Source organism: Tepidicaulis sp., from assembly GCF_965222285.1.
Taxonomy (GTDB): Bacteria; Pseudomonadota; Alphaproteobacteria; order Parvibaculales; family Parvibaculaceae; genus Tepidicaulis.
The window spans coordinates 695,604-714,350 of sequence record NZ_OZ244942.1 but is presented as its reverse complement, the minus strand read 5'-3'; the positions used below and the strand labels follow the sequence as shown (position 1 = coordinate 714,350).

At 61.5% G+C, this 18,747-nt stretch carries 15 protein-coding genes; 5 read left to right on the top strand and 10 right to left on the bottom strand.

Annotated features, from left to right (window positions below):
- Window positions 1-23: 23 nt before the first annotated feature.
- The 3 genes from hisG to hisS all read right to left on the bottom strand — a co-directional run bounded on the left by hisG (window position 24) and on the right by hisS (window position 3,884).
- Window positions 24-1,007 carry an ATP phosphoribosyltransferase gene (gene hisG, locus ACOQOT_RS03345; protein ID WP_420560963.1) on the bottom strand — a complete coding sequence of 328 codons (984 nt, stop codon included), beginning with the start codon at window positions 1,005-1,007 and terminating at the stop codon, window positions 24-26.
- Window positions 1,004-2,227, bottom strand: a complete 1,224-nt coding sequence (locus ACOQOT_RS03340; protein WP_420560962.1) for an ATP phosphoribosyltransferase regulatory subunit — start codon at window positions 2,225-2,227, stop codon at window positions 1,004-1,006. Before ACOQOT_RS03340 ends, hisG begins: the two co-directional genes overlap by 4 nt.
- A gap of 157 nt (window positions 2,228-2,384) precedes the next feature.
- Complete coding sequence (hisS, locus tag ACOQOT_RS03335; protein ID WP_420560961.1) at window positions 2,385-3,884, bottom strand: histidine--tRNA ligase; 1,500 nt, start codon at window positions 3,882-3,884, stop codon at window positions 2,385-2,387.
- A gap of 604 nt (window positions 3,885-4,488) precedes the next feature.
- On the opposite strand from hisS, the gene ACOQOT_RS03330 reads away from it, so the two are divergent.
- On the top strand, window positions 4,489-6,030 hold the full coding sequence (locus ACOQOT_RS03330) for a histidine kinase dimerization/phospho-acceptor domain-containing protein (RefSeq protein WP_420560960.1): 1,542 nt from the start codon (window positions 4,489-4,491) through the stop codon (window positions 6,028-6,030).
- Window positions 6,031-6,039: 9 nt separating this feature from the next.
- Here the strand turns inward: ACOQOT_RS03330 and ACOQOT_RS03325 are convergent, their stop codons facing one another.
- From ACOQOT_RS03325 to ACOQOT_RS03315, 3 genes are all read right to left on the bottom strand, one after another.
- Window positions 6,040-6,729, bottom strand: coding sequence for a protein phosphatase CheZ (locus ACOQOT_RS03325; RefSeq protein ID WP_420560959.1), 690 nt, complete (start codon window positions 6,727-6,729; stop codon window positions 6,040-6,042).
- Between the two features lie 211 nt (window positions 6,730-6,940).
- Window positions 6,941-7,657 carry an energy transducer TonB family protein gene (locus tag ACOQOT_RS03320; protein WP_420560958.1) on the bottom strand — a complete coding sequence of 239 codons (717 nt, stop codon included), beginning with the start codon at window positions 7,655-7,657 and terminating at the stop codon, window positions 6,941-6,943.
- Window positions 7,658-7,699: 42 nt separating this feature from the next.
- Window positions 7,700-9,145, bottom strand: a complete 1,446-nt coding sequence (locus ACOQOT_RS03315; protein WP_420560957.1) for a helix-turn-helix domain-containing protein — start codon at window positions 9,143-9,145, stop codon at window positions 7,700-7,702.
- A gap of 190 nt (window positions 9,146-9,335) precedes the next feature.
- Here ACOQOT_RS03315 and aceB point away from each other — a divergent pair, with 190 nt between their 5' ends.
- Window positions 9,336-10,961, top strand: a complete 1,626-nt coding sequence (gene aceB, locus ACOQOT_RS03310; RefSeq protein ID WP_420560956.1) for a malate synthase A — start codon at window positions 9,336-9,338, stop codon at window positions 10,959-10,961.
- A 49-nt stretch (window positions 10,962-11,010) separates the two neighbouring features.
- Window positions 11,011-12,306 (top strand): isocitrate lyase, encoded by a 1,296-nt coding sequence (gene aceA / locus ACOQOT_RS03305; RefSeq protein WP_420560955.1) that lies wholly within the window; start codon window positions 11,011-11,013, stop codon window positions 12,304-12,306.
- Between the two features lie 77 nt (window positions 12,307-12,383).
- Here the strand turns inward: aceA and ACOQOT_RS03300 are convergent, their stop codons facing one another.
- Window positions 12,384-12,581, bottom strand: a complete 198-nt coding sequence (locus ACOQOT_RS03300) for a hypothetical protein (protein ID WP_420560954.1) — start codon at window positions 12,579-12,581, stop codon at window positions 12,384-12,386.
- Window positions 12,582-12,876: 295 nt separating this feature from the next.
- Here ACOQOT_RS03300 and ACOQOT_RS03295 point away from each other — a divergent pair, with 295 nt between their 5' ends.
- Entirely contained in the window at window positions 12,877-14,880 is a 2,004-nt protein-coding gene (locus ACOQOT_RS03295) for a right-handed parallel beta-helix repeat-containing protein (protein ID WP_420560953.1), read from the top strand.
- Window positions 14,881-14,943: 63 nt separating this feature from the next.
- On the opposite strand, the gene ACOQOT_RS03290 is transcribed toward ACOQOT_RS03295, so the two are convergent.
- Window positions 14,944-16,467: a flavin-containing monooxygenase gene (locus tag ACOQOT_RS03290; protein ID WP_420560952.1), complete on the bottom strand. Its 1,524-nt coding sequence runs from the start codon at window positions 16,465-16,467 to the stop codon at window positions 14,944-14,946.
- A gap of 284 nt (window positions 16,468-16,751) precedes the next feature.
- Between ACOQOT_RS03290 and rraA the strand changes: the two genes are divergently transcribed.
- The gene (gene rraA, locus ACOQOT_RS03285) at window positions 16,752-17,255 is read left to right on the top strand and encodes a ribonuclease E activity regulator RraA (RefSeq protein ID WP_420560951.1); all 504 of its coding nucleotides are present in this window, start codon (window positions 16,752-16,754) and stop codon (window positions 17,253-17,255) included.
- Between the two features lie 7 nt (window positions 17,256-17,262).
- On the opposite strand, the gene speE is transcribed toward rraA, so the two are convergent.
- Together speE and speD are read right to left on the bottom strand one after the other, a co-directional pair.
- Window positions 17,263-18,117: a polyamine aminopropyltransferase gene (speE, locus tag ACOQOT_RS03280; RefSeq protein ID WP_420560950.1), complete on the bottom strand. Its 855-nt coding sequence runs from the start codon at window positions 18,115-18,117 to the stop codon at window positions 17,263-17,265.
- A gap of 15 nt (window positions 18,118-18,132) precedes the next feature.
- Window positions 18,133-18,633: an adenosylmethionine decarboxylase gene (speD, locus tag ACOQOT_RS03275; RefSeq protein ID WP_420560949.1), complete on the bottom strand. Its 501-nt coding sequence runs from the start codon at window positions 18,631-18,633 to the stop codon at window positions 18,133-18,135.
- Between the last annotated feature and the right edge of the window lie 114 nt (window positions 18,634-18,747).

Here is an 18,747-nt window from a genome sequence, read left to right as displayed (position 1 = left end):
GTTCTGTAATTCTTGTAAAGGCGTTATTTCCCGAGCCGGGTCTTGAGCCGCGCCAGGAGCGCGTTTTCCGGCTCGAAAAGATAATCCACGTCCCGCGCCGTGACGGTGGTGATACCGTTCTCGCGCAGATAGCTGACAACGTCATAGAGCTTTGCCGAGGGACAATAGGCGGCAAGCTCGCCGCTGCCTGGCAAAGCGGCGCGCGCTTCCTGCGGCACGCGCACGTCGAAGCGGGCAAGCAGCTCATCCACCAATGTCTGATCGAGCGCGGGCGCGGCAAAGCGGATTTCTTTCATCCGCTGCGCTTCGGTGCGCGCGGTGATCATGTCGAGCACATGAGTTGCCGCCTGCAGCGCGGTATCGCACCAGGTGGCGGTGAGCGAGGCAACGAGGTTCGCCTGGCTTTTCAGCATCACCCCGTCATCGAGCACTTTCAGATTATTGGCCGCCAGCGTTGCGCCCGTCGAAGTAATGTCGACAATCGCCTCGGCGGAGCCTGCCGCCGGCGCGCCTTCCGTCGCCCCGAGGCTTTCCACGATGCGGTAATCGGAAATCCCGTGCTCGGCGAAGAAGAGCCGCGTCAGGGTGAGATATTTCGTGGCAACGCGCAGACGGCGCTTATGGCGGATGTGAAAGCCGCGCGCCACATCATCAAGATCCGCCATGGCGCGCACATCGATCCAGCTTTGCGGCACCGCCACCACGACATCGGCGTGACCGAAGCCGAGCGGCAGCAAAAGCTCCACCTTTTCTTCCGGGTTCACGATTTTCTCGCGGATGAGATCTTCGCCCGTCACACCAAAGTGGATGGCGCCGCTTTCCAGATTGCCCGCAATTTCAGAGGCCGAGAGAAAGGCGATATCGACATTGCCGACGCCTTTCAGAACGCCGGTATAACCGCGCCCGTCCTTCTGCTTCACTTTCAGCCCGGCGCTGGCAAAAAACGCATTAGCGTTTTCCTGCAGCCGCCCCTTGGAAGGCAGGCCGATAATCAGTTTCTCGCTCATCGCCCCGCTCCTTTCGCGTTTTCGGCTGCCGCGCGGGCAAGCCGCTCCACCCCGATGGCGCAGCCGATGGCGGGCACCGGCCCGGGCGCGCCCAGGGTTTCGAGCAGCGTGTCATAGCGCCCGCCGCCGGCGACATTGACCGTCTTGCCGGCAAGCTGGGTGCGGAATTCGAAAACGAAGCCCGTGTAATATTCCATGTTGCGCCCGAAGCTCGTGGCGAAATGGGCTTTGGAAAAATCGGGCGCTGCCGCTTCCAGCCGCTCGAAACGCCGCTCGAGCCGCGTCATGGCCTCACCGAGCGTGCCGCCGGAAAGACCGGCGGCCTTCGTCAGCTCACGGATTTTGGTAAGCGCGTCATTGGGCGCGCCCGAAATGGCAAGGAACCCGTCAATAAGTTCCACAATATCCTTGGGCAGTGCCTGAGCGCCTGCATCCGCTGCCTGTTCCAGCAAGCGCTCGGCAATCTCACGCGTCGAGCGTCCGCCCACCGGCGAAATCCCGGCAAGGGTCAGCACTTCTTCGATCAGCGCTTTGGCCTGCACCCCGTCCAGCGCGCCGAGCGCGGAAAAGAGCCCCGGCAGATCCGGCCCGGACGCGGCCAGCGCATTTTGATCGGCAAGGCGCAGTAAAAGCTCGCGGAAATAATCCGGCCGCCAGAAATGCCGCTTCAGCCGCTCCGCCCAGGTGGCTGGAATATCGAGCCCGTCGACCAGCGCGCCGAAAAGCGCCAGATCGCCCATTTCAAGGCGGTAAGAGGCAAGGCCCGAAGTTTCCACCGCCCGCAGTGCCAGTTCCAGAATGGCGGCATCCGCTTCCTCGCAGCTTTTACCCGCATCGCACTCGCCTATCTGCTCGACGCCCACTTGCGTGAACTCGCGCATCGGCCAGGGCGCGCTCGACTGATAGCGGAAGGCAAGACCCCGGTAGGTCAGCTTCACCGGCTTGTCGGCTTTCGGGTACTCTTCGAGATATTGCCGGCAGGTCGGAATGGTCAGGTCCGGGCGCAGGCAAAGCTCGGCGCCGCCTGGATCGGAAAAGACATACATGCGCCGGCGGATATCCTCGCCCGAGCGGTCCAGAAAGACATCGGCGGGCTGAAGCACGGGCGGATCGACGGGCTGAAAGCCCGCCTCGCCGAACAGAGTTTGCAGCCGGTCCGCCAGCGCGCGGCTTTCAGCCGCGCTTGCCAGGCTCCCAGCGTCCATATCGGAATTGCTCATTTTCTCGTTCCGCCCGGTTGGCCGTGGCGCTTCCTTAAGAAGGAGAAAGCGTCAGGTTTTCAAAAGCGGACCTCTTCTAGCATGGAAAAGATGACTGTTTCGCCCCCAAACGGGGGCAGGCGCGCAGCCCGCCGGGCCCGGCACATATCGCGCCGGCTCAGCGGGCGGCGGTATGTCGGGCGAGCACATCCTTCACGGCGCTCACGAGATCCGCGCGGGGGGCGGAAATCTGCGCATGGGCGCTTTCACGCCATTCGGTATTATCGGTGATCTCTTCAGCCTTTTGCGCGCCGAGAATGAGGTCCTTGATCGTGACCTCACCGGCGGCGCGCTCATCTTCCCCTTCAATGACGACGCAGGGCGCGCCGCGCTTATCGGCATATTTGACCTGCGCGCGCATGCCCGAGCCGCCGAGATACATTTCCGCGCGGATACCCGCAGCGCGCAGCTCCATGACCATGCGCTGATAATCGGCAAGGCGGTCATTATCCATGGTAAGCACGATGACGGGGGGCAGCACGGTTTCCGTTTCCAGCTTGCCCAGCGCCTCGAGCGCGGCATAAAGGCGGCTGACGCCAATGGAAAAGCCCGTCGCCGGGACTTTCACGCCTTTGAAGCGCTCGACGAGATCGTCATAGCGCCCGCCTCCGCCGACGGAGCCGAAGCGCATGCGCCCTTCTTCAGTTTCCGCCTCGAAGGTAAGTTCGGCTTCGAAGACGGGGCCGGTGTAATAGCCAAGGCCGCGCACCACGGAAGGATCGAAGGCAACGCGGCCTGCGCCATAGCCGCCCGCATTCAAGAGTTCATCGATGAGGCGCATTTCCGCCACGCCTTCCAGCCCGCGCGCGCTCTCCCCCACCAGCTCTTCCATGCGCGCGCAAACGGCGGCGCGGTCATCGCCGCCTGCATCCGTGAAGGCCATGATGCGGTCGATCTGTTCATCTGAAAGATGCGCGCCTTCGGTGAAGTCGCCGGACTCGTCCTTGCGCCCTTTGCCCAGCAGCAGGCGCACCCCTTCCGGGCCCAGCCGGTCGAGCTTGTCGATGGCGCGCATGACGGTGAGGTGCTGCGCTTCAAACTCCGCGCCCTCGCCCGCAATACCGGCATTTTCAAAGACGCCGTCCAACACTTTGCGGTTGTTGACGCGCATCACATAAGAACCGCGCGGAATACCGAGCGCTTCCAGGCAGTCGGCCGCCATCATGCACAGCTCGGCATCGGCGGCGACGGAAGGCGCACCCACCGTGTCCGCATCGAACTGTGTGAATTGACGGAACCGGCCCGGCCCCGGTTTCTCGTTCCGCCAGACGGGGCCCGTCTGATAGCGGCGGAAGGGCTTGGGCAGCCCGTCATAATGTTCGGCAACATAGCGCGCGAGCGGCGCCGTCAGGTCATAGCGCAGCGAGAGCCATTGCTCGTCATCGTCCTGGAGCGAGAAGACGCCTTCATTCGGGCGGTCCGCATCGGGCAGGAATTTGCCCAGCGCATCGGCATATTCAAAGGCCGAGGTTTCCAGAGGCTCGAAGCCGTAGGCCTCATAAACCTCCCGGATGCGCGCGAGCATGGCCGCTTCCGCCCGCACGGCGGCGGCGGGAATGTCACGCAGTCCTTTCGGGATCCGCGCCTTCGGTCGGAATATTTTCTGCTTCTTGCCCATGTGCCTGAAATCGCTGGGGTTTGCCGGTCGCGCGCAGTCCTAGCGCAGAAGCCCCGGCGCGGCAAGCGGCCCTGCCCCCGGCGCGCGTCTCGCCCCGGCCATGTGTTGCCGATATGTTCCAATCTGCTGGAATCGCGCGGGAAAGCGGGGCTCGCCAGCCGTCCTTTACGGGGACCCTCCCCGCCGCGCCGGCGGCTCTTAACCTTTCGCCTCTGCGCCCGGCGGGGGCGCGCGTTAACCTCCGGGGACATTTGCCTCAAAATTTAATCGTTTTTTAACCGGACGACTTCCTCAGCTTACAGAGCGTTTTAGATAAGCTTAAAAGTGCAAGCGGTTGCCGGCTTTGAGCTTTTCCCCCTTGGGGCAGAAATCCCGGCACGGAAGTTGTCCACATTTGAATGATAATATTAAGAGGATGTTTACTTTGCGCATCAATAATTGGGCATGGGCCGGAGAGGTGATTCGGGCCCCAAACCGTTAAGGCAAAAGGGATTACGGCATGCGGCACGCCCAGCCCGCCACCACAACAGCGGAAACAAACACGAGGCACGTGCCGTTCAGCGTCGGGGATTTTGGGGATCATGCGTCAGAGGAGATATCCCGCATGGCCGAAGCTCTGAAACAGATCGACGAACGCGGCCGCCCCGGCACGCTGACGATCGCCCTTCTCTCGAACGACCGCGCGCTTACCGCCTCTTTCGAAGCGGTCTCGAAGGCAGATCCCGATTTCCACTACGACATTCTGCCCATCTCCGCCGATGCGGGCCTCGGGCCGCTTCTGGAACCAGGCATCGACGCGGTGCTTGTGGACCTTTCCCTGCCCGGCGACATCGACGCGCTGATCCGGCGGATCACGACGCTGGGGCCCGACGCGCCCGTCATCGCCTTTGCCGCTTCCTTGAACGGCAGCCGCAAATATGCGCTCGAGACGCTGGAAGCGGGCGCCGAAGAAGTGCTCGGCCTCGACAAGATCGATGCGGGCGAAGCGCTTTGGATCGCCCGGCTTGCCCATCAGCGCCGCCAGCGGCGCGAGGAGGCGCGGCCTGCCCCGTGCGCACCCGCCGCGGTTGAAAAGTCCTTCACCCTCATTCAGGAATCGCCCGAAGCCATGCTGATCATCGATCAGGACGGGCGGGTGAAATTCGCCAATGAGGAAGCCGCCGCCCTTCTCGGGCGCGAGGCGGAAAGCCTGGAAGGCCAGCCGCTGCATCTGCCGCTCGATATGGCAAGCGACGCACCCCAATCCCTCACACTGCCCGGTGACGACGGCACCACCCGTTTCGTCGAGGCGCGCGTCATCGAAACCAATGAAGGGCCGGTGCCCGCCAAGATCGCCACGTTGACCGACGTGACCGTGCGCCGCCAGCTTGAAGACACGATCCGCCTTTCCCGCTATCAGCGCGAGGAAGCCTCCCGGCGCAGCCGCACGTTCTTTTCCAACGTCAATCACGACCTGCGCACGCCGCTGACCCATATCATCGGGTTTTCGGAAATTATGCGCGACGAGCGCTTCGGCCCGATGGGCAACAGCAATTACCGCGACTATGCCGCCGACATTCACTCAAGCGGCACGATGCTTCTGGAAATGATCGAGGATCTTCTAGGCATCGCGGAAGCGGAAAAAGGCGATACGACGCTGCATGAGGAAATCTGCAATCTGGCGCAGCTCGTCAATATCGCGGTCACGAGCCAACAGGCCGCCTGCGAGCGGGCCGGTATCAAAGTGGAAATCGACTGCCCTGAAAACCTCCCCGGGTTTCAGGGCGATGCGCGCCGCCTGCGCCAGGGCTTCTTCCGCCTGCTCAGCGAAATCATTCACTCTACCCCGCCCGGCGCGGTGCTCGTCATCAAGGCGCGGCGCGAGGAAACGGGCCTCACCATCCATGTTTCGGAGAAAGACGAGTTCGATGCGCTGCATCCCGATCTCCTGCAGGACGCGAGCACAGGCAACCAGAGCGGCATCGACAGCCCGGAGCGCTCCTTCCTTTCGGCGGAAGCAAGCGGCCATCCTCGCCAGGACGGGCTGGCACTCACCTTAACGCGGCGTGTGGTGGAGATGCATGGCGGCACGCTGGCCGTCGCGCAAGCCAAGTCAGGCCGGCTGCCCCAGGTGCATCTGAGCTTTCCGGCCGCGCGGCTTTGCTAGGAACGAAGGTCAGTCGAAAAGCGCGTCGATATCTTCCTGACTGCAATGCTCTTCGGTCGGCAGAGCCGGCCCGTGCAGCAGCGCCTGATATTCGTCTTTTTCCTCGACCGGCACGGCAATGTCGTCAAAGGCGCCGTCGCCCCAGATGCCGTGAATGCTTTCCAGCCGCTCTTCCAGGTTCTTGATGGAGCGCAGCACCTTGGTGATGCGCTGGCTCGTGATGTCGTGGAAGTTACAAGCCTGAAGAATGGCGATGGACTGCTCGCGAATATCATAGACGGCGGCGGCATCGCTGCCTTTTAGCTGATCGGCAAGGCGCGTCGCGCTTTCATCGATCGCCTCGGCGGCAGAGAGAATGGTGTCGGCGGCAAGCTCGTTATGCGAGATCACTTCTTCCAGCTCGTCGCTGGCATGGGAAAGGCGCTGCACATCCGGCTGCTCATATTGCATGGCCTTGATTTCGGCCTGCGTATCGCGCACCGCATCCTGCAGCCGTTCGACCTGACTTTTCAGTTTCGCGGCTTCTTTCAGCTCGGATTTATACTGATCGAGAATGTCGCTGGAAACTGGGGCGGCCTGCGTGAAGGCGTTCAGGCCGGGTTCGGAAAGGCGGGCTTCCAGCCTGCCGATCGCATCGAGCAATTCCCGGTGCCGGGTCTCGCCGTCATCTGCCGGTTTTACCGGAACGGGTTCGGGCATGGGCTGCCCCGCCATATTCTGCTCAATACGAAAGCGCTTACTGCCAGCCACGACGCCCTCTCAGCTTCCCCAAGACGTTGCCTAAGACGTTGATCATCTTCGGTCGGGCAAAGCCTATCGGCAATTCGCTAACAAGCTGTTTCGGGTAGGACAAATTGCGGCACAAAATGTGTCGAAATCTGTGCCGTTCCGGCACGGGGTGGAGTTTTCGTCAGTCGAGATTGAAGCGGACGGTGATGACCACTTCGACCGTTTCCGCGCCGAAATCGGCGGGAACCGGCGGCAGGGGGCTCGCTCGTTCCAGCATTTCGCGCACTTCCCGGTCAAGAAGGCCCGAGCCCGTGCCCTTATCGAGGCCGAAACTGCGCACCGAACCTGCCCGGTCCACGACGAAACGCAGCACCGCATCCCCTTCCACCCCGCGCCGGCGGGCGGTGCGCGGATAGCGCTTGTGACGGGCAAGCCAGGCCTGCAGGCGGGCGACATAGCTTGCCTGGGCATCGGCATTGCCGAGAAAGGGGGACGGCGCGCTTTGCTGGGCGGCCTGGCCTTGCGGCCCCCCGGCTTTTTGGGCGGGGGCTGCCGGTTTCGGCTGCGCCTCAGGTTTGGGCGGGCGGCTTTCGGCCTTGCGCAGCGGAATGTCAGGCGTGGGCGGCGGCACGTCCTCCACCACCTCCTCTTCCACCGGCTCTTCCGGCTCGGGCTCCGCGATTTCCGGCACGGGCTCCACATCGGGCTCGGGCGGCAGCGCGGTTTCAGGGGCAGGCGGCGCGCTCAGATCGGCCAAAGAAAGCTGGATACCCGCCGAGCCCGCCGGTTCCGGCACCTCGCCATAGGGCGACCAGAGGAACAGCGCATAGCCGATCACATGCAGCGCCGCCGCGATGCCTATGGCTTTCCAGATTGTGCCCGGCGCCTGCGCGTCCACGCGTTACTCCTGTTGCGAGCCGATATTAAGTGAGCCCGCCCCTCATACCTTGTCTACCGCGTGACCGAAAGGCGAAATTCCGCGCACATGCTCGTCCACCTCAAGCCGCTTCTTGAGCGGGGGGAAGGCACGCTGCGAGCAATCCATCCGCTCGCAAAGGCGGCAATTGACGCCGATGGGCGTCGCACCGCGCTCATCTTCCAGATCATAGCCCGCAGAATAAATCAATTTTTTGGCATGAGAGATTTCACAGCCAAGGCCCACCACATATTGGTCCCCTGGCACGCCCATGCCCGACCCCGCCCGGCTGACCGTGCGGGCAATGGAGAAATAACGGATACCGTCCTCCATCTGCACGACTTGGCTATAGATCTGGCCCGGCACGCGGAAGGCATCATGGACGTTCCAGCGCGGACAGGTGCCGCCGAAGCGGGCAAAGTGAAAGCCGGCCGCCGAAAAGCGCTTGGAGACATTGCCCGCATTATCGACACGGATGAGAAAGAACGGGATGCCCCGGGCCCCTGCCCGCTGCAAGGTCGTCAGCCGGTGGCAAACCTGCTCGAAGCTGGTGCCGAAGCGGCGGCCGAGCAGGCGGATGTCGTAGCGCGTTTCCTCCGCCGTGCGGAAAAACGCCGCATAGGGCATGAGAAGCGCAGCGGCGAAATAATTGGCGAGCGCAATGCGCAAGAGCCGTTTCGGCTCCTCGCTGGCAAAACCGGACGAGGTAACGATGTCTTCCATCGTGCGGGAAAGCTCGAAATAGCCCACCTGATAGGCAAGCTGAAAACAGCGCCCCGGCTGGTCGAGCAATTCGGAAAGAAAGAGCGTCTGGCGGTGCCGGTCATAGCGCCTGAGATCGCCGGACATCACATCATGCGGCACGACGCGCGTCGTCACCCCGTGTTCATCGCGCAGATAATTGCGCAGCGAGACGTAAGGCTCGTCTTTCGCAAGTTCGGCTTTGACGTAAAGCGCCTCGGCGGCGTCATCGAGCTGGGGAAAGTGATTGCCGCGCGAATTGATGAAGTCGCGCACTTCTTCGAGCGGCAGGCCCTGCGTTTCGCCGGGCTCCACCATGTCCCTATCGGCCAGACGCTCGGCGAGAAACGAGCTTGCCGTCACCGCTTCTTCATAGGCGCGGTAAAGATGGGCGATGGCATCGACAATGCCGGGGCTGGCCGAGGCCACATCCTGCAGATCCTGATTGCCGATTCCCGCATCCTTGAAGACGGCGTCGGAGAAAATTTCCTTGAGCGTGGTTAATGCCCGCGCCTCTTCGTCGCCCGCCAGCGTTTTCACGTCCATGTCGAAGACATCGGCGAGCTTGAGGAGGATTTGCGCCGAGATCGGGCGTTGGTTACGCTCAATGAGATTGAGATAACTGGCTGAAATGCCAAGCGCTTCAGCCATTTTCGCTTGGGTCAGGTTGCGGTCCCGGCGCATGCGGCGCACGCGCGGACCTGCGAATACTTTCCTGTCTGCCGCCATCGGTCGCGTCCTGTTCCAGCACAGATTTCTTTACAAGATTTACATCTATACCAGAATCTCACCGGAATCTTGTCAAGATTTTTACTTGAATGATTTCAATGACTTAGAAGTTTTCGGGAATCGTTGGACATTTACCTGTCAGGGCTGTATGACGCCCGCAACAGCACCCAGAAAGCGGAGGCAAGAAGCCATGAGCCAGGCAGCAAAAAGCGCCAGCGTGGAAGGCGTGCGTATTCTCGGCGAGATCAAACCGGAATACGAACGCGTTCTGACCCCCGAAGCGATTGAATTCGTCGCGGACCTCGAACGCAAATTCGGCGAGCGCCGGCTTGAGCTTCTGGCCAAGCGCGCCGAGCGCCAGAAGAAGTTCGATGCCGGTGAGTTGCCCGACTTCCTGCCCGAGACGAAAGAGATCCGCGAAGGCGACTGGAAAGTCTCGCCGATCCCCGAAGACCTGCTCGACCGCCGTGTGGAAATCACCGGCCCGGTCGATAACCGCAAGATGGTCATCAATGCGCTGAACTCCGGCGCCAACTCCTACATGACCGACTTCGAGGACGCGGCGGCCCCGACCTGGGAAAACATGATCGGCGGCCAGCTCAACCTCATGGACCTGTGGGCCGGCACGATCGGCTTCACGGACCCGGCCAACGGCAAGACTTATGACGTCAAGCCGCTCGGCGAGCGCGCCACCTTGATCGTGCGCCCGCGCGGCTGGCATCTGGATGAAGCCCATGTGGAAGTCGACGGCCGGCCGATGTCCGGCGGCATGTTCGATTTCGGCATGTATCTCTTCCACAATCACGCCAACCTGAAGAAGACGGGCTCGGGGCCCTACTTCTATCTGCCGAAGATGGAAAGCCATCTTGAAGCGCGCCTGTGGAACGACATCTTCACCCATGCGGAAAAGGCGCTCGGCATTCCGGTCGGCACCGCGCGCTGCACGATCCTGATCGAGACGCTGCCGGCGGCCTTCGAGATGGACGAAATCCTTTATGAGATGCGCGACCACATTGTGGGCCTGAATTGCGGGCGCTGGGATTACATCTTCTCCTACATCAAGCGCCTCGGCAAAAACCCGAACTACATTCTGCCCGACCGCTCGCAGGTGGTGATGGGCGATGCGTTCCTCAACGCCTATTCGCTGCTTCTCATCAAGACCTGCCACAAGCGCGGCGCTTTTGCGATGGGCGGCATGGCGGCCCAGATCCCGGTGAAGGGCGATGAAGAGGCCAACAAAGCCGCTTTCGCCAAAGTGCTCGCCGACAAGGAACGCGAAGCCAATAACGGCCATGACGGCACCTGGGTGGCGCACCCGGACCTCGTTGCCGTGGCCGCGGAAGTTTTCGGCAAGCTGCCGGAGAAAAACCAGCTCGCCCGTCAGCGCCAGGACGTGCATGTCGGCCAGAAAGAAATGCTGGAGCCGCATAAGGGCGAGCGTACGGAAAGCGGCATGCGCGAATGCTGCCGCGTCGGCGTGCAATATATCGAAGCCTGGCTTTCCGGGCGCGGCGCCGTTCCGCTCTACAATCTCATGGAAGATGCAGCCACGGCCGAGATCAGCCGTACGCAGATCTGGCAGTGGCTCTATCACGGAGCCGATCTTTCGGACGGACGCAAGGTAACCCCGGAGCTTTTCCGGGAAGTGCTGGACGACGAAATGAAACAGCTCCGCGAAACGCTCGGCGACGAGCGTTGGACATCCGGCCGTTTCGACGAAGCCATCAAAATCTTCGACGATATGGCAACAGCCGAAGAGTGCGAGGAATTCCTCACGCTTCCGGCATACAAGCTTCTCGTTGAAAACGAGAAATAAGCGGCCCTCGTGAGTGAGGCCTCCCCTGCTGACCCAAGGACGTAAAACGATGAGCAAGACTTTTTACGACATCATTCCGAGCGCCCCGAAAGGCCGTTTCGACAATGTGAAGCGCAACTATTCCGTGGAAGACGTTGAAAAACTTCGCGGTTCTTTCCCGATCGAATACACGCTGGCCAACCGCGGCGCGAACAAGCTCTGGGACCTGCTGCACACCGAAGATTACGTGCACTCCCTCGGCGCGCTTTCCGGCAACCAGGCCATGCAGATGGCCCGCGCCGGCCTGAAGGCCATCTACCTGTCGGGCTGGCAGGTTGCTGCCGATGCGAACACCGCCGGCACCACCTACCCGGACCAGTCGCTTTACCCGGCCAACTCCGGCCCGGAACTGGCCAAGAAGATCAACCGCACGCTGAAGCGCGCTGACGAGATCGAGCATTCCGAAGGCGGCGCCAAGCGCGACTGGTTCCTGCCGATCGTTGCCGACGCCGAAGCCGGTTTCGGCGGCCCGCTCAACTGCTTCGAAATCATGAAAGCTTACATCGAAGCAGGCGCAGCTGGCGTGCACTACGAAGACCAGCTGGCTTCCGAGAAGAAGTGCGGCCACCTCGGCGGTAAAGTGCTGATCCCGACCCGCGCCCATGAGCGCAACCTGAACGCCGCCCGCCTCGGTGCCGACGTGATGGGCACGCCCACGCTGATCATGGCCCGTACGGACGCTGAATCGGCCAACCTCATCACCTCCGACATCGACGAGCGCGACCACGAGTTCATCGATTTCGACGCCGGCCGTACGGTTGAAGGTTTCTACCGTCTGAAGCCGGGCACGGGTGTCGACCACTGCATCAAGCGCGGCCTGGCCTTCGCGCCTTACGCCGACCTTCTGTGGTGGGAAACTTCCAAGCCGAACCTCGACGATGCCAAGCGCTTCGCCGAAGCGGTGAAGAAGGAATACCCGGACCAGATGCTGGCCTATAACTGCTCGCCGTCCTTCAACTGGGAAGCGAACCTCGACAAAGACACGATCGAGAAGTTCCAGCGCGAAATCGCAGCCATGGGCTACAAGTACCAGTTCGTGACGCTGGCCGGTTTCCACCAGCTCAACTACGGCATGTTCCAGCTCGCTTCCGGTTACCGGGACCGCGGCATGGGCGCATACTCCGAACTGCAGCAGGCCGAGTTCGCCGCTGAAGATGCCGGCTACACGGCAACCCGCCACCAGCGCGAAGTTGGCACGGGTTACTTCGACCTCGTCTCCATCGCGGCAGGCGGCGGCGAATCTTCCACGACCGCCCTCGGCGACTCGACGGAAGCCGCCCAGTTCAAGAAAGGCGCTGCCGAATAAGCAGCCCGTTTCTCGCAGAAACGGAAAACCCCGGCGGGCAACCGCCGGGGTTTTTCTTTGCGCGGGCGCATACGCGGTCAGTCGTTCCTGTCGAGGATCGCTTCCTTCTGCTCGCTATATTCTTCCCAGGTGATGGCGCCGCTTTCGAGCGCCTGATTGAGATCGGTCAGCTGCTCACCCGTCGTGGCCGTTGTCGTTTGGGTGCTGCCGCAGCCCGCCAAGAGCGTCAGAGCAAAAATGGCGGCGCCCATGCGCCAGTTCAAAAGAGCTTTCATTCCATCCTCCAGGACGTGTTCTAAGCGGGAAGCCTCCCCGCATATCCGCCCCCACGCCCCAAAAGCGCCGGAACTCCGGCATTCTTTTGGTAAACGCGCCGGGAATCCTCTTGTTCGCCGCACGCGCAGAAATCCGTAGGATGAAAAAGGGTGCCTTTTTTGGTGAAACATGCGCGCCCTGCCGCTATCTTGCCCAAGCTGACAGACAGGCTGGGGGGCTTGAGCCATGAGCGCGACCGGAGGCGTTTACCGCACCATATCTGCGAGACACGCAATCTTGCTATGCGCAGGGTTCATGCTGCCTGCGGCATCCGCCATGGCGAGCGATGCTCCGTCTCCGAACAAATGGTCCCCCTGGCTCGAAGCCGCGGGCTTCCTTTCTTCCGAACGCGACCGCGGCGAGGTCAGCGGCTTTGCCCCGCTTTATCAGGACGGCACGCGCCTCGTTTTTGCCGACATCAAAGGCAAGCTTTTCACCGAAAGCGTCAAGGAAGGCAATTTTGCGCTCGGTTACCGGCAAATGACGGAAGGAGGCTGGAACCTCGGCGCCTGGGCCGGATACGACATCCGCCGCAGCGAATTCGGCAATCAGTTTTCGCAGGCAAGTTTCGGTATCGAAGCGCTGTCCGCCGATTACGATTTCCGCCTCAACGGCTATGTCCCGCTCTCCGATGACAAAACCGCGAACGGGCTTGCCCGCGTGGAACTCAGCGGCTCACAGATTTTCATCACCGGCGGGCAGGAAGTCGCGCTTGCCGGGTTCGACGGGGAAGCGGGCTGGCGCGTACCGATCGAGACGTTTCTCGATGACACGGAGCACCATGAGCTGCGCCTTTATGCCGGCGGGTTCTATTTCGACGATGACAAGATCGACCGCGCGCTTGCCGGGCCGCGCCTGCGCGCCGAATGGCGGCTGATGGATTTCGTCGAAGAGGTGCCGGGCATGCGCCTTACCTTCGAGACCGAAATCCAACATGACGATTACCGGGACGGCCAGATCGAGGCCGGGGTGCGCCTGCGCATTCCGCTTTTCGGTTCATCGCAAGCTCCCGCGCTCAATCCGCAAGAACGGCGGATGATGGAAGCCATCGAACGGGACACCGATATCGTAACCGCTGGCACGAAACGCGAAGCGGTGCTCGACGCGCGCAGCGGCGTCGCCCTCAACAACGTGGCCACGGTCGATGGCAGCGGCGACTTGACCACGGCCTCAGCCAGTGCCGGCGCGAACACGCTGCTCATTGTCGATGGGGGCGCAGGCGCGCTGGTGGGCACGAATACCGTGACCGCCAGCAATCAGACGCTGGCCGGCGGCGGTACGGCGCTGATGGTACGCGGGGCACAAAGCGGCGCCATAACCACCTTCACCCTGCCCGGCACGCGCCCCACTTTGATGACGAGCGGCTGTTTTTGCGGCGATGTGCTCACGCTTGACGGGGGCAGCAATCTTCATGTCTCGGGCATGACGCTCGACGGCGACATGGGCGCGGCCGGCGCGGGTATCGTGATCGACAGCGACCAGCGCAATCTGCACCTGACCGATATTGCCGCGCTCGACCTTGGCGGGCCGGGCGTTGCCATGACGGATGGCAATGAGGTGAGCATCGACGGGCTCTCGGTCCTGCGGAACGACTTCATCGGCATTTTGGCGGTCAATGACAACAAGATCACGGTCCGCAACACATCGATGACCGGCGTGACTTTGTCGGGCATCGAGATCGACACGGGCAACAACCTCGTGCTGGAGAATGTGTTCATCGACGATACGTTCTTCGGGCCGGGCATCGATGCCTTTGACAACAACACCATCAGCGGCAGGAACGTCACCCTTACCCGCACGGGCGGGCCTGCCATCGCGCTCGTCGATGACAACCAGGTCGGTTTCACCGGCCTTACCGTGAGAGAAGCAGGGTTCGGGTTTGTCTATATGGAGAACGGCAACAGCGTTGCGCTCTCAAGGGCAGACTTCAGCACGACGCCAACCGACGGCATCTACATGGATGACGGCAACAGCTTCACAATGGCGGACACCCGCATGCGCGATATCGGGGACGATACCTTCGATATCGGCGCGAATAACGCGCTCAGCATTTCCGGCACGACGATTTCCGGCACCGTGGGCGACGATCTCTTCGACTTTGAAGGGCCGGGTAACGTCTTCACCGGCAGCACCGGCAATGTAAACGATGGGGCAGCGATCGCCGCCGACATTTGCGATGTATCCAGCGGCGGTTTCAGCGGCACGTTCAGCTTCGTAGATGGCACGGTGCTGCAAAACGGTGTGGCGCCCTGCCTCTAACAAACACGCAACAAAAAGCGGCCCCTCCTGCGGGGCCGCTTTCTTTTGCCTATCCGGCCAAACCTATTGGGCGGCGACGGTGCGGCCCGCGGGTTCGCGCCCGCCTTCCTCTTTGCCCGGCCGTCCGCGCAGCGTGAAGTCGGCAAAATCAGGCCGGCGGGTCCACCACCAATATTTGAACGTGTAATTCGCCCAGTTATTGGTCACTTTGCCCGCATCCGTCTTATACCAGCTCGTGCAGCCGCTCGCGAAAACGGAATTGGCATTGTCGCTTTGCACCTTCTCGTTCCAGCGCGCCTGAGCTTCCGGCTTCACATCCATATAAAGAAGGTCGTCATCGCGCAGCTTCTCCACACATTGGCGGATGTAATTTGCCTGGCATTCGATCATGAAGATAATCGAGTTGTGGCCGAGATTGGTGTTCGGCCCGTAAAGCAGGAAGAAATTCGGAAAACCCGTCACCGTCATCCCGTAATGGGCTTCCGCACCGTCTTTCCATTCTTTCTTCAGCTCGCGCCCGGCAAGGCCCGTCACGTCCATGGGGCCTAGGAAATTCGTCGTGTCGAAACCGGTGCCGTAAATGATCGCATCGACTTCGTGCAGCGTGCCGTCTTTCGTTTTAACGCCTGTGGGGCAGATTTCCTCGATCCCTTCGGTGATGACATGGAGGTGATCCTTGCCCATGGCCGGCCACCAGTCATTGGCAAAGAGCACGCGCTTGCAGCCCGGCTCATAATCCGGCGTCAGCTTGGCCTTCTTTTCCGGGTCGGAGACGTAAAGTTCCATCTCCTCGATGGCCATGTCCTTGATCTTGTCGCCGGACGTGTGGAAGGCACGGAAGAGCAGCTCGCCGAACCAGTAAATCTTCCAGCGCTGCACATTGATGAGCCAGGGGAAGGTTTTATAGAGCGCGCGCTCCCAACCATAGAATTCGCGCTGCGGGCGGGGCAACACCCAGCTTGCCGAACGCTGGAAGATCGTGACCTCGCCCGCCTCTTTCGCCACTTCCGGCACGAATTGAATGGCGCTGGCGCCATTGCCAATGACGGCGACGCGTTTGCCTTTCAAATCATACTCGTGGTTCCACTCGGCCGAGTGCCAATGCGCGCCTTCAAAACTTTCCTCGCCCTTGATGCCCGGCCAGCGCGGGCGGTGCAATTGGCCGGTGCCCGCCGCAACGACATCGGCTTCATGGGCGCTGCCGTCGGCGCAGCCGATATGCCAGCGCCCGGAGCGTTCATCGAAGCGGCAGGACTCGATCTCGGAGTTGAACCGGATATGGTTCCGCAGCCCGTATTTGTCGACGACGCTTTCAAGGTAAGCCTTGATGTCGGCGGAGAAGACGAATTTGCGCTCCCAGTCGGGCCGCATGTCGAAAGAGAATTGATACATATGCAGCGGCACGTCGCAGGAACAGCCGGGATAGGTGTTCTCGCGCCAGGTGCCGCCGATCTCTGATGCTTTTTCATAGATCGTGAAATCGGTAATCCCGGCTTCCTTCAGCTTGATCGCCGTACAAATGCCGGACATGCCCGCGCCGATAATGGCGACGGAGCGCTGCTTTTCACGGGCTTCGGTCATAGCCATTCCAAGTCCTCCTCTGCTTGGGGTTTTCGGCGGCAGCCTGGCGCCGTCTCTCCCCAAACGGTTCCAATTCCCTGAGCCCAGTTTAACGCGTTTCACGGCCAAGATGGAGAGGGCGCGACATGTCACCCTAGAACGGCGTTAAGGCGATGCGGCCCGCCGCGCGGACGCCGCGTCATCCGCCGCTTCTTAGTTTCTCCCCCCGTCTTTGGCAGGACAAAAGGGAGCGTGGCTGCTATTTATCGGGAAATATTTTAGAGCGATACACATAGAAACGAGGCCCGCGAATGACCGACTTTGCAACCACGGATCTCTCCGACGCTTATGCCGACGCCCCGGACGCAGGGCTGCGCCATCTGGATCCGGTCTTTTCCGATTTCGGCGGCAAGGGCGTCTTTCACGGGCCGGTGGTGACGCTCGCCACCTTCGAGGACAATACGAAAGTGCGCGAGGCCGTGGAAAGCGAAGGCGCGGGCCGGGTGCTCGTGGTCGACGGGGGCGGCTCCAAACGCTGCGCCCTTTTCGGCGGCAATCTTGCCCAGCTTGCCGCAAAGAACGGCTGGGCGGGTGTGGTGGTCAATGGCTGCGTGCGCGACCGGGGCGAGCTTGAGGCGGAAGCCGTCGGCGTTAAAGCCTTGGGCGCCCACCCGAAGAAAAGCGTCAAGCGCGGGCTTGGGGATTTCGATGTGCCGGTAACATTTGCGGGCGTGACGATTTCGCCCGGCGATTATCTTTACGCGGACCGGGACGGGATCATCGTCGCCGCCAAGGAACTTTCCCTGCCGGCTTGAGCAAATATCAAACGACGAATTTCTTCACATAAGGCGGCAAGGCAAAGGCCGCCTTATGCACATCCGGCGCGTAATATTTCGTCTCACCCTCAAGCGCGGCAAACCGTTCTTCCAGCACCTCAAGCGGCACGTTCAATAGCTCGGAATTATCGCTCCCCCAACCAAGCGCCATGGAGCCCAGAACGTAGGTCGGGATGGTGGCGAGGTAGCAGCCATAGGAGCGGAAGAGCTTTTTAAACTCGCCCATCGTGCCTTGCAGCTCATCGCCCTGCACGAAGGGAACGCCGTTCTGCGTGACGATGACGCCGCCTTCGCTCAGGCAGTTCTTGGCATTGGCGTAAAACTCAGGGCTGAAAAGCACCGCGCCGGGGCCGACCGGATCGGTCGAATCCACGATCATGACGTCATAGCGGTCATCGGGATTTGCCGCGAAAGCCGCTCCGTCCGCAATGACGAGATTGGTGCGCGGATCATCGAACGCGCCCGCCGAAATCATCGGAAGGTGCTCCACGCACATATCGACCACGGAACGGTCGATTTCGACCATCGTCACTTTCTCGACGCCCTTGTGCCGCAGAACCTCGCGCAGCACGCCGCCGTCGCCGCCGCCGATGATCAGCACTTTGCGCGCCGCGCCATGAGCCAGGATCGGCACATGGCTCATCATTTCATGATAGACGAACTCGTCCCGCTCGGTGACTTGGGTGATGCCGTCGAGCGACATCATCCGGCCGAACTTCGCGTTCTCGAAAATCACCAGATGCTGGTGGCCGGTGCCTTCTTCGAAAAGCACCTTGTCGGCGCGAAAGCCCGTGCGCACCCCATCATGGAGATTTTCTGTTACCCAGCGTTCATCGCTCATGAACCGCCCTCCGGCTCAGACCAGACCCTTACCGCGCCGCAGTTCATCCACCACCACATCGGAGGGGGCAAAATGCGTGCGCAGCACCTCGACACATTCATGCGGACGTGCATCGCCGCACATGAAAACGTCCAGCGCGGCATAGTCCGCTTCCGGCCAGGTGTGGATGGAGATGTGACTTTCGGCCAGCACTGCCACGCCGGAGACGCCGCCATTCGGCGTGAAATGATGCAGGTGGATATGCAGCAGCGTCGCCCCTGCCCGCTCCACGCATTCGCGCATCGCCGCTTCGATCTTTTCGAGACTGTCGAGGAACTTCGCCCCCACCAGCTCGATGATCAGATGCGTGCCGGCGAAGCGTTCGCCGTCGCGCTCGATGAAAAAATCCTTGCGCTCTTCATCCTGAAGCGGGGCTTCGGCGACAGAGGGTTTGAATTCGATTACTTCCGCTTGGGTGTTGCTTGAGCCACGCTGCAAGTCGATCCCCAATTGGAAGAGGCCATTGTTCAAAGACATGGGCTTCTCCACAACCAGTAGATGACGCGGGGCCGCCGGGCCAAAGGACCACGGTCGGGACCGCCGTAAATTCACGATTAAGGTGATTTGCTTGCCGTTCGCGTGCGCTCCGCG

Coding starts and splice junctions, on each gene's coding strand:
- ACOQOT_RS03315 (WP_420560957.1), bottom strand. CDS start 9,145: ATGGCGGCAGACAGGAAAGTATTCGCAGGTCCGCGCGTGCGCCGCATG.
- hisS (WP_420560961.1), bottom strand. CDS start 3,884: ATGGGCAAGAAGCAGAAAATATTCCGACCGAAGGCGCGGATCCCGAAA.
- aceA (WP_420560955.1), top strand. CDS start 11,011: ATGAGCAAGACTTTTTACGACATCATTCCGAGCGCCCCGAAAGGCCGT.
- rraA (WP_420560951.1), top strand. CDS start 16,752: ATGACCGACTTTGCAACCACGGATCTCTCCGACGCTTATGCCGACGCC.
- ACOQOT_RS03290 (WP_420560952.1), bottom strand. CDS start 16,467: ATGGCTATGACCGAAGCCCGTGAAAAGCAGCGCTCCGTCGCCATTATC.
- speD (WP_420560949.1), bottom strand. CDS start 18,633: ATGTCTTTGAACAATGGCCTCTTCCAATTGGGGATCGACTTGCAGCGT.
- ACOQOT_RS03340 (WP_420560962.1), bottom strand. CDS start 2,227: ATGAGCAATTCCGATATGGACGCTGGGAGCCTGGCAAGCGCGGCTGAA.
- ACOQOT_RS03325 (WP_420560959.1), bottom strand. CDS start 6,729: ATGCCCGAACCCGTTCCGGTAAAACCGGCAGATGACGGCGAGACCCGG.
- ACOQOT_RS03300 (WP_420560954.1), bottom strand. CDS start 12,581: ATGAAAGCTCTTTTGAACTGGCGCATGGGCGCCGCCATTTTTGCTCTG.
- hisG (WP_420560963.1), bottom strand. CDS start 1,007: ATGAGCGAGAAACTGATTATCGGCCTGCCTTCCAAGGGGCGGCTGCAG.
- speE (WP_420560950.1), bottom strand. CDS start 18,117: ATGAGCGATGAACGCTGGGTAACAGAAAATCTCCATGATGGGGTGCGC.
- aceB (WP_420560956.1), top strand. CDS start 9,336: ATGAGCCAGGCAGCAAAAAGCGCCAGCGTGGAAGGCGTGCGTATTCTC.
- ACOQOT_RS03295 (WP_420560953.1), top strand. CDS start 12,877: ATGCTGCCTGCGGCATCCGCCATGGCGAGCGATGCTCCGTCTCCGAAC.
- ACOQOT_RS03330 (WP_420560960.1), top strand. CDS start 4,489: ATGGCCGAAGCTCTGAAACAGATCGACGAACGCGGCCGCCCCGGCACG.